Origin of the sequence: Amycolatopsis magusensis, assembly GCF_017875555.1 — a bacterium.
Taxonomy (GTDB): domain Bacteria; phylum Actinomycetota; class Actinomycetes; order Mycobacteriales; family Pseudonocardiaceae; genus Amycolatopsis; species Amycolatopsis magusensis.
Window position 1 is genome coordinate 1370127 of record NZ_JAGGMS010000001.1, and the last position, 13538, is coordinate 1383664.

The 13538-nt window shown below is 71.5% G+C and carries 11 protein-coding genes and 1 pseudogene; 5 read left to right on the forward strand and 7 right to left on the reverse strand.

What is annotated here, in order from left to right:
• Nucleotides 1–1000: 1000 nt before the first annotated feature.
• From JOM49_RS44470 to JOM49_RS06505, 3 genes and pseudogenes are all read right to left on the reverse strand, one after another.
• Nucleotides 1001–1384, reverse strand: a pseudogene (locus tag JOM49_RS44470) (WXG100 family type VII secretion target); the annotation flags it as partial.
• Between the two features lie 9 nt (nucleotides 1385–1393).
• On the reverse strand, nucleotides 1394–1732 hold the full coding sequence (locus JOM49_RS06500) for a WXG100 family type VII secretion target (protein WP_209663447.1): 339 nt from the start codon (nucleotides 1730–1732) through the stop codon (nucleotides 1394–1396).
• Entirely contained in the window at nucleotides 1732–2331 is a 600-nt protein-coding gene (locus JOM49_RS06505) for a YbaB/EbfC family nucleoid-associated protein (RefSeq protein ID WP_209663448.1), read from the reverse strand. The genes JOM49_RS06500 and JOM49_RS06505 overlap by 1 nt, the downstream gene beginning before the upstream one ends.
• Before the next feature lie 386 nt (nucleotides 2332–2717).
• Here JOM49_RS06505 and JOM49_RS06510 point away from each other — a divergent pair, with 386 nt between their 5' ends.
• Nucleotides 2718–3299: a YqgE/AlgH family protein gene (locus JOM49_RS06510; protein ID WP_209663449.1), complete on the forward strand. Its 582-nt coding sequence runs from the start codon at nucleotides 2718–2720 to the stop codon at nucleotides 3297–3299.
• On the opposite strand, the gene JOM49_RS06515 is transcribed toward JOM49_RS06510, so the two are convergent.
• The gene (locus JOM49_RS06515) at nucleotides 3268–3696 is read right to left on the reverse strand and encodes an SdpI family protein (RefSeq protein WP_209663450.1); all 429 of its coding nucleotides are present in this window, start codon (nucleotides 3694–3696) and stop codon (nucleotides 3268–3270) included. The two genes, JOM49_RS06510 and JOM49_RS06515, sit on opposite strands and share 32 nt — an antisense overlap.
• A gap of 66 nt (nucleotides 3697–3762) precedes the next feature.
• On the opposite strand from JOM49_RS06515, the gene JOM49_RS06520 reads away from it, so the two are divergent.
• The 3 genes from JOM49_RS06520 to JOM49_RS06530 all read left to right on the forward strand — a co-directional run bounded on the left by JOM49_RS06520 (nucleotide 3763) and on the right by JOM49_RS06530 (nucleotide 8632).
• Nucleotides 3763–4779: an esterase-like activity of phytase family protein gene (locus JOM49_RS06520; RefSeq protein WP_209663451.1), complete on the forward strand. Its 1017-nt coding sequence runs from the start codon at nucleotides 3763–3765 to the stop codon at nucleotides 4777–4779.
• 171 nt (nucleotides 4780–4950) lie between these two features.
• A complete protein-coding gene (leuS, locus tag JOM49_RS06525; RefSeq protein WP_209663452.1) occupies nucleotides 4951–7803 on the forward strand; it encodes a leucine--tRNA ligase in 2853 nt (950 codons plus the stop codon).
• A 91-nt stretch (nucleotides 7804–7894) separates the two neighbouring features.
• A complete protein-coding gene (locus tag JOM49_RS06530) occupies nucleotides 7895–8632 on the forward strand; it encodes a 3-oxoacyl-ACP reductase family protein (RefSeq protein WP_209663453.1) in 738 nt (245 codons plus the stop codon).
• Nucleotides 8633–8657: 25 nt separating this feature from the next.
• Here the strand turns inward: JOM49_RS06530 and JOM49_RS06535 are convergent, their stop codons facing one another.
• From JOM49_RS06535 to JOM49_RS06545, 3 genes are all read right to left on the reverse strand, one after another.
• Complete coding sequence (locus JOM49_RS06535; RefSeq protein ID WP_209663454.1) at nucleotides 8658–9404, reverse strand: TetR/AcrR family transcriptional regulator; 747 nt, start codon at nucleotides 9402–9404, stop codon at nucleotides 8658–8660.
• 75 nt (nucleotides 9405–9479) lie between these two features.
• On the reverse strand, nucleotides 9480–9761 hold the full coding sequence (locus JOM49_RS06540) for a hypothetical protein (protein WP_209663455.1): 282 nt from the start codon (nucleotides 9759–9761) through the stop codon (nucleotides 9480–9482).
• 336 nt (nucleotides 9762–10097) lie between these two features.
• The gene (locus tag JOM49_RS06545; RefSeq protein ID WP_209663456.1) at nucleotides 10098–12491 is read right to left on the reverse strand and encodes a DUF2339 domain-containing protein; all 2394 of its coding nucleotides are present in this window, start codon (nucleotides 12489–12491) and stop codon (nucleotides 10098–10100) included.
• A 97-nt stretch (nucleotides 12492–12588) separates the two neighbouring features.
• On the opposite strand from JOM49_RS06545, the gene JOM49_RS06550 reads away from it, so the two are divergent.
• Nucleotides 12589–13458 (forward strand): ribokinase, encoded by an 870-nt coding sequence (locus tag JOM49_RS06550; protein ID WP_209663457.1) that lies wholly within the window; start codon nucleotides 12589–12591, stop codon nucleotides 13456–13458.
• Nucleotides 13459–13538 lie beyond the last annotated feature (80 nt).

Here is a 13538-nt window from a genome sequence, read left to right on the forward strand (position 1 = left end):
CGGAAGAACCCTCCGAGGATGAGCCGCCGGAAGAGCCTCCCGAGGAGTTCCCCGATGAGGAACCGCCAGAGGAACCGCCGGACGTGGAGCTCCCGGAAGAGCTGCCCGACGAAGAGCCCCCGGAAGAACCCTCCGAGGATGAGCCGCCGGAAGAGCCTCCCGAGGAGTTCCCCGATGAGGAACCGCCAGAGGAACCGCCGGACGTGGAGCTCCCGGAAGAGCTGCCCGACGAAGAGTCCCCCGAAGAGCTTCCCGACGAGGAGCCGCCGGAAGAACCACCCGAAGGGCTACCCGATGAAGAACCGCCCGACGAAGAACCGCCCGACGAGGAGCCGCCGGAAGAACCGCCCGAAGAGGAACTCCCCGATGACGAGCCACCAGAAGAGCCGTCCGAGGAGGAAGACGAGCCTGAACCCGACGTGTCCGGGGTGTTCACATCCGGAGCATTGGCACCCCGGATTCCGTCGATGTTCCCCTTCGCCCCACCGGTGGCGCCTTCGGTCGCCCCGCCCGAAGCGCCCATCAGGACGTCCGAAGCGCTCAGGTTCCCCAGTTCCCCGGTGACCGCCGCCTCGCCGACGGTGGTGGCGACGCCTTCGGCCGCTCCCCGCGCCGCGCCGCGGATGGCGCCGTCGGCGATCTGGCCGCCGACGCTGTCCGAGACCCCGCGCGTGGCGCCCTTGGGAATCGCCTCGCTCGCCGCGCCGACCACGCCTTCGACGGCACCGCCGATCGCCGCGTCCGAGGTCTTGCTCCGGTCCCACGACTTCCGGTCCCCGCTGGCCATCTGGATCCCCTGGATCCCGGCGTCCAGCGCCACCCCGGTGGCCACGTTGATCAGGACCTCTTTGAGGACCCGCTTCAGCACTTCCTGCGCGATCTTCTTGAACCCCTGCTGCATCAGCTTCTGCAGCAGCTGCCGGAAGATCATCTGCACGGTCATCCGGGTGGCGATCTGCGCGGGCACGATGCCCGCGGTCGACCCGCCGAAGGTGACCACCGCCGCCGCGATCATGGCCGCGATGGAGATCGCCAGCATGATCAGCGAGGCGATGATCATGTACTTCGTGTACTCGACGTCCAGCGCCGTCGCGTCCGCCGAGTCGCCGAGCGCCTGGCAGGCTTCGGCCAGCGACTTGAAGTACGCTTCGTCGCCCTCGACGAACTTCTTCCAGGCCTCGGCGAACTTGTCGGCGCCTTCACCGGTCCACGCGCTGAGCACCTCGTCGGCGCCCTTGGTACCGATGTCGGCCGCCGGGTTGATCGCCTTCGCGGCGGTGTGCCAGGCGTCCCGGAGGTTCCGCAGCTTGTCCTCGTCGCCTTCCGGCCAGCTCTCGCCGACGACGATGGGCAACAGCCACTTGACCTCGTCGGGCATCTCCATCCCCACGGGTCAGACGCCTCCGCCCTCTTTCAGCACCCCGCGCACCGTCTCGTCGGCGCCTTCCATGCTCTGCACGGCCGTTTCGACGTTGGTCCGCAGCGCGCGGATCCCTTCGACGATGGACGTGAACGCTTTCACCGCGCCCTCGGCTCCTGGCACGTAGTCCTTGGCGAACTCCTGCCCCGACTCGTCGTCACCCCAGCAGGCGCCCTCGGCGGCCAGCGCGTCGGCGAGCGCCTTGCCGGCGTCCTCGAGTTGGTCGGCGGCGATGTTCAGCTTGGACGCGGCGGTGGTCGCGGCGTCCGGGTCGAGCGTGAAGCCCTGACCTCCCGCACCCCCGGCGGACATCAGCGGTTCCCTCGGGTGAGCCAGCTGTCCGGCGGCTCTTCCTCATCCTCGACCGGCGTGGGCCGCGCCCGGCGCGTGGTCGGCTTCGGCTGCGGCATGGCCGACGGGGGCGGCGGCGGAGGTGGTGGCGGGGGTGTCGCGGCGGGCGGTGGCGGCTGGCGGCGGTGCGCCAGGATCGAGCCCTCTTCCTCGAAGGATTCCGCCCGCTTCTGCGGTTCCGGTTCCGGCGGCGTGAAGTCCGGGATGGACGGCACCAGCCCGGCCAGCGAAGGCGCGTCCTCGAACAGCTCGGTCAGGTCCGGCATGCCCTCGGTCAGCGGCGACATCAGGTTCGCGACCTGCTGCTTGACCTGCAACCCGCCGGTGCGGACCACTTCCAGCACCGAGGCGGCGAGCGCGGCGGGCCCGCCGCTGCGCTCGAAGGCGGTCGGCGCGAAGTCGAGTTTGCTGAGCACGCCGTTGGCGTCGATGGTGGCGCGGACCAGGCCGTCCTTGGAGGTGACCGTGGCCGAGGCCTCCGCGGCGGCGGCCTGCGCCTCGCGCAGCTGTTCGGTCTGCCGGTTGAACTGCTCCAGTAGGCCGTCGACCCGGTCCTTCATGGCGGCGTTTCGCGCCTCGAGCCGGGCTCGATCGTCCCCTGGCGTGGTCACAGTGCCCCCGAAATCAAGCGAAAAGTTGTGCTGGCGCCACCCTAGTGGTTGCCCTGGAAGGGCACGGGGGGTTCCAGCCAACGGGGACCGATCATTCGCTTGTGCGAACGCGGGTCCACAGTGTCCACATCGGAGCCGGGGGTTAAGGTGGCCGGCGCACTTTGGTCGCCTCTCGGCGGCTTGGCGCAGTGTGGCTCCAGCCGGACGGTATTCCACAAAGGCGGTTCTTCAGTGAGCCCGGGGGACACGGAAGTGCGCCGACCACTGGGCTCAACGGGTCAGCGGCCGCTGTTGTTCCCGCGTCGGCCCACCTTCTCCGGAGCGGGAGTGGGATCATGGGCGGCGTGCGAGCGGACGCCGAGGTGGAACCGGGATCGTTGCTGGTCGCTGCCCCCACCATGTTCGACCCCAATTTCCGGCGGACCGTGGTGTTCGTCATCGACCACCGCGACGAGGGCACGCTGGGCGTGGTGCTGAACCGGCCGAGCGAGGTCCCGGTGGACGACGTGCTGCCGGTCTGGGGCAGGCACGTGGTGGAGCCGCAGTCGGTCTTCGTGGGCGGGCCGGTGGAGAAGAAGACCGCGTTGTGCCTGGCCGCGCTGCGGACCGGGCAGGACGCGGCGAGCGTGCCGGGCGTGATCGCGGTGCGCGGGCCGGTGGCGCTGGTCGATCTGGACGCCGACCCGGACACGCTGGTGCCGAAGGTGCGCGGGCTGCGGGTGTTCGCCGGGTACGCGGGCTGGGACTCCGGCCAGCTGGCGGGCGAGATCGGCCGCGGTGACTGGCTCATCGTGCCCGCGTTGCCCAGCGACGTGCTGGCCACGCCGAACCGGGACCTGTGGGGTCAGGTGCTGCGGCGCCAAGGGGTGCCGACGGCGCTACTGGCTACGCACCCTGGGGATTTGCAGCGGAACTGAACGCTCCGCAACCACCGGCACCACAGGCGCAGCCCGAGCAGCCGGAAGGCGCGGGAGCCGGTTCCGGCACGGCCAGCGCCGCGCGGTTGCCGAGCACGCCGCCCGCGGCGAGCAGGACGAGCGTGCCGAGCACCCCGACCACCGCGGCGATGATCACGCCACCGACGGTCGGCATGACCAGCGCGGCCACGCCCGAGAGCACGCCGATCGCGCCCCCGACCATGGTCGGCAGGCCGGCGACCTTGTTGCCGACGCGGAAGGCCTCGTCGCTGCGCTGGGTCGCGGCGGTGCGCACGCCGGCGCCGCGCTCCCTGGGCAGCCGCTCACGCCAGCCGAGGACTCCGCCCCAGCCGACCAGGACACCGAAGACGATGGGGATCAGCGCGACTACCAGCACAGCACCGAGCATAAGCGTGATGACGCGGCAACCTGCTGGACACCCTGATCCGCTGTGCTGCACGCCATGTTCAAGCGCCTGTTCGGCACCGCGCTGACCGCGGTGGTCTCGCTCGCCCTGCTCACCCCGGCCGCGCACGCCGGCCAGCACGTTCGCCTGCTCGGCGAGCGGATCGTGCCGCACGGCCTGACCTTCGGTGGCACCACCGTCGGCGGGCTGTCCGGCATCGACCGCGATCCGCGCACCGGGCAGTACGTGCTGATCAGCGACGATCGCACGAACGCCCGCTTCTACACCGCCGACATCGACCTCACCGGCGCGATCCGGTTCACCGGCGTCCACCACCTCAAGCAGCCCGACGGCACGAACTACCCGCCGCAGGGCGTCGACCCGGAGGAACTGCGGGTCGACCCGTGGCTGGGCAGTTACTACTGGTCGCAGGAGGGCGATCGCACGCCGACCGTGCTGCTGGACCCGTCGGTGCGCGAAGCCCGGCGCGACGGCGGTTACGTCCGCGACCTGCCGTTGCCGCAGGAGGTGAAGATGCACCCCGAGTCCGGGCCGCGGCAGAACTACGGTCCGGAGGGCATGACCTTCGCCGCACACGGCGCCCTGGTGGTGACCGCGTTCGAGGGCCCGCTGCTGCAGGACGGCCCCGAGGCCACCACCGAGCGCGGCGCGGTCTCGCGCATCCTGGTGCAGGGCCGCGTCGGGCCGGTGTTCGCGCAGTACCGCTACCAGCAGGAGCCGATCTTCGCGCAGGCCGATCCGCCGGGCGCGTTCGCCAACAACGGCGTGACCTCGATCCTGCACGCCGAGCACAACCGCTTCCTCGTCATGGAACGCTCGTTCGTCACCGGCGTCGGCAACAAGGTGCGCGTCTTCGAGATCGACCTGACCAAGCCGGGCAGGAAGAAGCTCGTCACGGACCTGTCCACGCTCGGCCTGTCCACAGTGGACAACGTCGAGGGGATGACCTGGGGCCCGCGGCTGCCCTCCGGCGAGCGCACGCTGCTGCTGGTCAGCGACAACAACTTCGCCGCGACCCAGGTCACCCAGGTGATCGCGCTCGCCGTGCGCTGACGGCCGGGCGAAAACCGCCTGGCCATGGCGGCTATCATGGACCTATGAACACGGCTCGGCTGCTTCTTGGCCTGCCGCGCTGAACCGACGGACGGTTGAGCGCGGCGACCCCTCACGCCTTTGGCGGAGGGGTCGAGTTGTTTCTGGAGTTCGACACGGAGGACAACGGCCATGACCGAGGCGACCCCGGACACCCCCCAGCACCGCTACACCGCGGCGCTGGCCGGGAAGATCGAGCAGCGCTGGCAGGACTACTGGGCCGACCACGGCACCTACCACGCGCCGAACCCGGTCGGGGCGCTCGCCGATCCGGAGTCCGACCTGCCCTCGGACAAGCTGTTCGTGCAGGACATGTTCCCGTACCCGTCCGGCGCCGGCCTGCACGTCGGGCACCCGCTGGGCTTCATCGCCACCGACGTGTTCGCCAGGTACCACCGGATGATCGGCCGGAACGTCCTGCACACGATGGGCTTCGACGCCTTCGGGCTGCCCGCCGAGCAGTACGCCGTGCAGACCGGCGCGCACCCGCGCAAGACCACCGAAGAGAACATCGAGACCTACCTGCGTCAGATCCGCAGGCTGGGCCTCGGCCACGACGAGCGCCGCCGGGTGTCGACCATCGACCCGGAGTACTACCGCTGGACCCAGTGGATCTTCCTGCAGATCTTCAACTCCTTCTACGACGAGAAGCTGGGCAGGGCCCGCCCGATCGTCGAGCTGGAAACCGAGTACGCGCAGGACAAGCGCCGCACGCCCGACGGCCGCGGCTGGTGCGAGCTGACCCGCGCCGAGCAGCGCGACATCATCGATTCGCACCGGCTGGCCTACATCTCCGAGGCGCCGGTGAACTGGTGCCCCGGCCTGGGCACGGTGCTGTCGAACGAGGAGGTCACGCCGGACGGCCGCAGCGAGCGCGGCAACTTCCCGGTGTTCCGCCGCAACCTGCGTCAGTGGATGATGCGCATCACCGCCTACGCCGACCGCCTGGTCGACGACCTGGACCGGCTGGACTGGCCGGACAAGGTCAAGGCCATGCAGCGCAACTGGATCGGCCGGTCGAACGGCGCCAGGGTCGCCTTCGCCGCCGGTGAGAGCAAGATCGAGGTCTTCACCACCCGCCCGGACACCCTGTTCGGCGCCACCTACCTGGTGCTGGCCCCCGAGCACCCGCTGGTCGACGAGCTGACCACCGAGGCGTGGCCGGAGGGCGTGGACAAGTCCTGGACCGCCGACGCGGCCACCCCGGCCGAAGCCGTGGCCGCCTACCGGCTGGCCGCCTCCCGCAAGTCCGAGCTGGACCGGCAGGAGAACAAGGACAAGACCGGCGTGTTCACCGGCACGTACGCGGTGAACCCGGTCAACGACAAGCGGATCCCGATCTTCGTCGCCGACTACGTGCTGATGGGTTACGGCACCGGCGCGATCATGGCCGTGCCCGGCCAGGACCAGCGCGACTGGGACTTCGCGGAAAAGTTCGGCCTGGAGATCATCCGGACTGTGCAGCCGTCCGACGACTTCGACGGCAAGGCGTTCACCGGCGACGGCCCGGCGGTCAACTCGAGCCAGGAAAACGGACTCAGCCTGGACGGCCTGGGTGTCGACGAGGCCAAGAAGACCACCATCACCTGGCTGGAAGAGCACGGCCACGGCCGCGGCACCGTGCAGTACAAGCTGCGCGACTGGCTGTTCTCGCGCCAGCGGTACTGGGGCGAGCCGTTCCCGGTGGTCTACGACGAGGACGGCCGCGTGCACGCGCTGCCGGAGAGCCTGCTGCCGGTCGAGCTGCCCGAGGTCGACGACTACTCGCCGCGGACCTTCGAGCCGGACGACCCGAACACCGAGCCGTCGCCGCCGCTGTCGCGCGCGGACGACTGGGTCAGCGTCGAACTGGACCTGGGCGACGGCGTGAAGACCTACCGCCGCGACACCAACACCATGCCCAACTGGGCCGGTTCGTGCTGGTACCAGCTGCGCTACATCGACCCGGAGAACCACGACGCCTTCGTCGACCCGGAGAACGAGCGCTACTGGACCGGGCCGCGCCCGGCCGAGCACGGCGTCGACGACCCGGGCGGCGTCGACCTGTACATCGGCGGCGTCGAGCACGCCGTGCTGCACCTGCTGTACTCGCGGTTCTGGCAGAAGGTGCTGTTCGACCTGGGCCACGTGTCCTCGGACGAGCCGTACCGGAAGCTGTTCAACCAGGGCTACATCCAGGCCTACGCCTACCGCGACGCGCGGGGTGTCCCGGTCGAGGCCGAGCAGGTCGTCGAACGGGACGGCAAGTACTTCTTCGGCGACCAGGAGGTCAAGCAGGAGTACGGGAAGATGGGCAAGAGCCTGAAGAACGTGGTCACGCCCGACCAGATGTCGGCCGACTACGGCGCCGACACCTTCCGGTTCTACGAGATGTCCATGGGCCCGCTGGAGCTGTCGCGGCCGTGGGCGACCAAGGACGTGGTCGGCTCCCAGCGCTTCCTGCAGCGGCTGTGGCGCCTGGTGGTGGACGAGACCACCGGCACCCCGCGGGTGTCCGATGTGGACGCGACCGAGGCGGACCGGCGGCAGCTGCACAAGACCATCGCCGGGGTCCGCGAGGACTACGCGCAGATGCGGTTCAACACCGCCGGCGCCAAGCTGATCGAGCTGAACAACCACCTGACCAAGGCCTACGGCGCGGCCGAGGCCACGCCGCGCGAGCTGGCCGAGCCGCTGGTGCTGATGCTGGCGCCGCTGTGCCCGCACGTGGCCGAGGAGCTGTGGCAGCGCCTGGGGCACACCGGTTCGCTGGCGCACGGCCCGTTCCCCGCGGTCGACGAGAAGTACCTGGTCGACGACACCGTCGAGTACCCGGTGCAGGTCAACGGCAAGGTGCGCACCCGGATCACGGTGGCCGCCGACGCGGGCAAGGACGCGGTGCAGGAAGCCGCGCTGGCCGACGAGAAGGTGGTCGCGCTGCTGGCCGGTGGCGAGCCGCGCAAGGTGATCGTGGTGCCGGGCCGCCTGGTCAACGTGGTCGTCTAGCGCCGCGACGGAAAGCCGCCAGCTCCGCCGGGGTTCCACCGGTTCGATGGGTGTCGTACGAACAACCCCAGCGAATCCGGAGGAAAACACGATGTCGCTCGACGGCAAGGTGGCACTGGTGACCGGCGGCAGCCGCGGGATCGGCGCGGCGGTCGCGCTGCGGCTCGCGGCCGACGGCGCCGACGTGGCGCTGACCTACCGCGACAACGCCGATGCCGCGGCCGAGGTGGCCGAGCAGGTGAAGGCGGCCGGGCGCCGGGCGCTGGTGATCCGCGCGGACAGCGCGGACGCCGCCGACTGCGTCCGCGCGGTCGAGGAGACCGTCGCCGAGTTCGGCAGGCTCGACGTCCTGGTCAACAACGCCGGGGTCGGCGTGGTCGCGCCGATCGGGGAGATCGCGCTCGAGGACGTCGACCGTGTGCTGGCGGTCAACGTGCGCGGGCCGTTCCTCGCGGCGAAGGCGGCGGCCTCGCACCTGGGCGAAGGTGGACGGCTGATCACCATCGGCAGCTGCGTCAGCGACCGCGTGCCCGGGCCGGGCATGTCGCTGTACGCGCTGAGCAAGACGGCGATGGTCGGGCTGACCAAGGCGCTGGCCCGCGAACTCGGCGGGAACGGCGTGACGGTCAACCTGGTGCAGCCGGGCCCGACCGACACCGACATGAACCCGGCCGACGGCCCGTACGCCGCCGACCAGCGCGCGCTCACCGCCCTCGGCCGCTACGGCACCGCCGGGGAGGTGGCCGCGACGGTCGCCTTCCTGGCCGGGGACGACAGCCGGTACGTCACCGGCACGGCGGTCTCGGTCGACGGCGGCCACGCGGCCTGAGCACCCCGCCCCGGTGACCGGCCGGTCACCGGGGCAGCAGCCCGATCTCCCTGGCCAGGTCGGCGAGCATGGCGTCGAACAGCACGTCCGGCTTGCTCACCGGGATCGGGTAGTTGCCGAACACCTCGAGCGTGACGTGGCCGTAGATCCGCGCCCAGAACTGGATCATCAGGTACGTGGTGCCGAGGTCCAGCCGGTCGGCGGGGAAGTCGAGGCCCGACTCGCCCAGCACGGAGAGCAGGTCGCCGCGGTAGGCCGCCAGGTCGTCGCGCAGTTCCGCGGGCACGGCCTCGTCGGCGGGTGTGTCCAGTTCGTGGGTGGCGAGCAGGTGCCCGGCCGTGGTCAGGAAGATGCGGCCGAACGGCTCGTCCGCGCGGCTCAGCGTGGCGGCGCTGCTCGGCGCCGAACCCACCTGGCCGGTCGGCGACGCGAAGACCAGCGTGAACTCGCGCGTGTGCGTCAGCGCCCAGTGCCGGAAACCGCGGCACAACGCGAAGAGCTGCACCGCGCCGTCGTCCTCGGCGAGTTCGGCGACCTCGGCCGCCAGTTCGTCACCCAGGTCGCCGACGATGTCGAGGCGCAGGTGCGCGAGGAGGTCGTCGCGGGAGCCGTAGTAGCGGTAGAGCGCGGGCGCGGTGATGCCCAGCTCCCTGGCGATGGCCCGCAGCGTCACCGCTTCGGGGCCGTCCGCCACCAGAAGGGCACGCGCGGCCTGGCGGATCTCGTGATCCGTCGCAGAGCGTGCGCGGCCCCGCCGGGTGGGGTTGCTCATACGGCTGGCTCCGATGGGTCGGGGTGACTACGCGTCCCCGGCATTCTAGGAACCCGCGCACCCCGGTCCGCCTCATTACCGCCGCAGCCACGCCGAGGCGCGGCTGAGCCGGTTGGCCAGCCAGGCGGTCAGCGCGGCACCGGGCAGCCCGATCAGCGCGTGCACCACCCAGGCGCCGAACAGGGACGGACCACCCCAGGCGCCGCTGTGGTCGGCGTCCGGGTCCCAGAACACGCCGTAGGTCGTGACGCGGACGATCAGGAAGGCGGTCAGGCCGAGCAAGAGCACCTGGAACACGGTGCACAGCCCGGCGAGCAGGAGCTTGAACGGATCGCGGGCCCTGGTCGCGGCGGTCATCGGGGATCCCCTTCCCTCGTGCTGGCGTTCTTCACGCTATGCACGGGGATGACCTGCGAGAACCCGGTGGGCCCCCGGCCGCGGCGGGGGAAAACCCGGGGCGCCGCCGGCACCGATCACTCGGGGGGCTACGTGATCGGTGCCGGCGACCCGATGCCGTTCCGCCGGCCGAGGCCGCTGGTCGGGCAACGCCACCGCACGAATGCGCTGGCGTGTCTGTAGAGCTGAACCCCACCCCGAAGTGACGCCCGCGAGCGGAAATCACTCCGAACGGGTGACGCTCGGCTAGCACTCGCCTGATTGTCGCATTCCGGAGCGGATAAGTTACAAAGTCCTTCACATTCGCAGAGAAGTGGGTTCACTGTCTTGGGCTGAACGGGTCGCGCTGACCAGCCGCGCGTACCGCGCACCCGCTGCCAGCAGCACCAATCCGGCCCCGAGGAACGCACCGACGCGCGCCATGCCGTCGAGCGAGGCGAGGTCGAAGAGCACCAGCTTCGCCAGCGCGGCGGCCACCAGCACGAGCCCGGTGAGCCGGAACGCCTTGCGCCGGATGCCGCGCAGCAGCAGGACCAGCGCGGCGACCGTCCACGAGACGGTGATCAGCGCGTGGCCGGTGAGGAAGCCGAGTTCGCTCTCGACCAGCAGTTGCGCCGGGTAGAGCACGGTGCCGGCCGCGCCGTAGAGCACCGCCGTCCCGGCGGCGATCACCACCAGCGGCGTCACGGACTTGGCGGCCTCCGTGCGGAAGGCGGCGATCGCCAGGAGGACGCCGGCGAGCGCGATGAGCGGGGAGACCGCGGCCGCGGTGAGCAGCACGTCGGTGGCCGGGCCGCTGCGAGGCGCGCGCAGCAACATGACCGGCGACGCGACGCCGCCCATCGCCGCCAGCAGCCCGGCCACGCCGAACGCGGCGCCGGCGGCGACCATGCCCTTGCTCTTGACCCGGATCGCCACCGCGGCCAGCGCGATCGCCTCGGCGAGCACCACGAACACCCGCGACTCGCCGGTCAGTGCGACCGCCGTCGTCTCGAAGGCCAGCATCGAGGCCAGCACCCCGGCGACCATCGAAACCCCTGAAGGCAAACGCTTGCGCCCGACCAACCACAGTCCGATGAGGACCGCGGTCAGCCCGCCGGTGATCGCCGCGGCGGGCAGCCGGTCCAGCAGGAACGGGAGCAGCATCACCGGCAGCGGCGCGACCGCGAGGAGCGCGATCGGGGTGACGTCCTCGCGGTGCACGGCGACCGTCGCGGTGGACGTGGCGAGCACGAGCAGCGAGGTGAGCACCGCCAGCACGGCGACGGCCACATCGCTGCCGGTGTCGAACCACGACCCGCCGGCGAAGGAAACGGTCAGCGCGCCACCCGCGATCGGCGGCAACCCGGCGGCCAGCACCACGCCCGGCCACTGGCGGGTCAACTGGACCGGCGCGGCGGCGACCGCCAGCAGGAGCAGGAAGGTCATCAGCAACGCGGTGAAGCCCGCGGTGAGCACCGGCGCGCAGACCGCGCACCCGAGCAGCACGAACACGGCGAAGCCCTGCGCCCGCCAGTACCCGGCCAACGCCAGCCCACCCCCGGCGACGAGCAACCCGAGCCCCATCCCGGCCCAGGACGGGATCAACTCGAGCAACGTGGTCGCCGCGACGATGTCCGCGTAAAGCACGGCCACCCCGGTCGCCGCCAACGCGACGGCCCCCGTCCGAGCCGCCGGATTGCGGTGCAGCCAGGCCCCGAGCCCCGCCAGCGTCCCCCCGAGCGCGGCGCCGAGCACCACCCGCGGCACCGGCCCCACCCAGCCGCGCTGAACCGCCAACACCAGCAACAACACGACGCCGAGCAAGGTGACCGCCCCGCCGATCCAGGCCAGCACCTTGCTCCCGGCCCCATCCTTGGCCAGCTTCTCCGCCAACGACGGCTTGGGCGCCGGAGGCTGCCAAACCCCCCGAGGCCCCGGCGGCACCGCCCCATGCGGCTGCCACCCGTACACCCCCGCCTGCTCATACGCCCCCGGCGCCTGCCCGTACGCCCCCGCCTGCCCATACGCCCCCGGCGCCTGCCCGAATGCCCCCGGCCTCGGCGCCTGCCGCTGCTGGCCCCAACCCCCCGATCCCTGCTGCTCCGGCTGCCCCTGCTGCCCCGATGCCTGCTGCTTCGATGCCTCCCGTCCGTGCTGCCCCTGTCCCGGGACGTGCCCCTGGGCCCCCGGCACCTGCTGCCCAGGCGTTTCCGGTGCCCCCAGCCCCTGCTGCTCCGGCTCCTCCCTTTGTCCCGGCCCAGGCTGCCCCGGCGCCTGCTGCCCCGATGCCTTCGCTCCGTGCTGCCCCGGTGCCTGGCCATCAAGCGGCATCGCCCCCTGCGTCGAGCCGCCTCCCTGTGGCTGCGTCGCCTGCTGCGCTTCTTCCTCCGGCGTCGCCTTCACCTGCGCCGAGGCCCCCACCTGCGGCGAAGGGTCGTCCTCCGCCTGCGCCGAGGCGCCTGCCTGCGGCGAGGTGCCTGCGTCCGGCTCTGCCTCCTGTGAAGCAGAGCCCGCCTCCGTGTGCTGCGCCGTGCCCGTCTGTGCGGGTGGCGGCGTGGCTGCCAGCGCTGCGGGCGCCTCCGCGGCGCTGACCTGCGTCGATGGCAGGGAGCGCAGTTCGTCGCCCAGGGTCGAGAGTCGGCCGGCGATCTCGCCGAGTGCGTCGGCGATCCGCGGCAGGGTGTCGATGGCGCCGCTTGGGTTGCCCATGCGTACAGGGTGGGCGGACGGGCGCGCGGGCGGATCCGTAGCTCTACTCAAACCACCGTGACGATTGGGTGACGGACGGTCCTGGCAGGCTGGGGGCATGACCGCTGAAGTTCTGGTCGCCGGGTCGATCAACGCCGACCTGGTGGTTCCCGTCGATCGACGGCCGGGTGCGGGCGAGACCGTGCTCGGGGGCGACACCGAGTTGCTGCCCGGGGGCAAGGGTGCGAACACGGCGGTGGCCGCGTCGCTGCTCGGGGCCCAGGTCGCGATGGTCGGCGCCATCGGTGACGACGCGAACGGCCGACTGCTGCTCGGTGCGCTGCGCGAAGCGGGGGTGCGGGTGGACCTGGTGCGGACGGCGGACCGGCCGACCGGCGCCGCCTACATCGTGGTGACCCCCGACGGGGAGAACTCGATCCTCGTCTCGCCCGGCGCGAACAGCGCGCTGGAGCCGTCGGCCCTGGATGGCGCCTTCGACGACGCGCGGGTGCTCGCCGTGTCGATGGAGATTCCGCTGCCGACAGTGGAGCACGCGGTGATCGCGGCTTCGGAGGCCGGGGTGCGGGTGCTGCTGAACCTGTCGCCGGTGGCGAAGGTGAGCGAGCGGGCGCTGGCCGCGGTGGACGTGCTGCTGGTCAACGAGCACGAAGCGGCGTGGCTGCTCGGCGACGCCGACGCCGATCCGCGGGTCTTGCTCGAGCTGGGGCCGTTCTCGGCGGTCCTCACCCGAGGCGCGCGAGGCGCACTGGTGATCACCGAGGACGGGACGACCGAGGTGCCGTCGCCGGAGGTTGAGGCCGTGGACACCACCGGCGCGGGCGACGCCTTCACCGGCGCGCTCGCCGCCTCACTGGCCGAAGGCGCCACGTTGGTCGACGCGGCGCGCCTGGCGGTGAAGGTCGCGGCGATCTCGGTGACCCGCTCCGGAGCCCAGCCATCTTACCCGCGAGCCGGTGAAATCGACTGAGGCTGTCCCCAATCCAGCCGGTCTGTGGACAGCTCCGCCAACCTCCCCGCACCCCCTCCACCAGCGGCTATGATGTTCCT

Bases quoted from the DNA above. Each gene is read 5' to 3' on its own strand.
- JOM49_RS06500 (WP_209663447.1), bottom strand. From the start codon at position 1,732: ATGTCCGCCGGGGGTGCGGGAGGTCAGGGCTTCACGCTCGACCCGGAC.
- JOM49_RS06505 (WP_209663448.1), bottom strand. From the start codon at position 2,331: ATGAAGGACCGGGTCGACGGCCTACTGGAGCAGTTCAACCGGCAGACC.
- JOM49_RS06510 (WP_209663449.1), top strand. From the start codon at position 2,718: ATGGGCGGCGTGCGAGCGGACGCCGAGGTGGAACCGGGATCGTTGCTG.
- JOM49_RS06520 (WP_209663451.1), top strand. From the start codon at position 3,763: ATGTTCAAGCGCCTGTTCGGCACCGCGCTGACCGCGGTGGTCTCGCTC.
- leuS (WP_209663452.1), top strand. From the start codon at position 4,951: ATGACCGAGGCGACCCCGGACACCCCCCAGCACCGCTACACCGCGGCG.
- JOM49_RS06530 (WP_209663453.1), top strand. From the start codon at position 7,895: ATGTCGCTCGACGGCAAGGTGGCACTGGTGACCGGCGGCAGCCGCGGG.
- JOM49_RS06535 (WP_209663454.1), bottom strand. From the start codon at position 9,404: ATGAGCAACCCCACCCGGCGGGGCCGCGCACGCTCTGCGACGGATCAC.
- JOM49_RS06540 (WP_209663455.1), bottom strand. From the start codon at position 9,761: ATGACCGCCGCGACCAGGGCCCGCGATCCGTTCAAGCTCCTGCTCGCC.
- JOM49_RS06545 (WP_209663456.1), bottom strand. From the start codon at position 12,491: ATGGGCAACCCAAGCGGCGCCATCGACACCCTGCCGCGGATCGCCGAC.
- JOM49_RS06550 (WP_209663457.1), top strand. From the start codon at position 12,589: ATGACCGCTGAAGTTCTGGTCGCCGGGTCGATCAACGCCGACCTGGTG.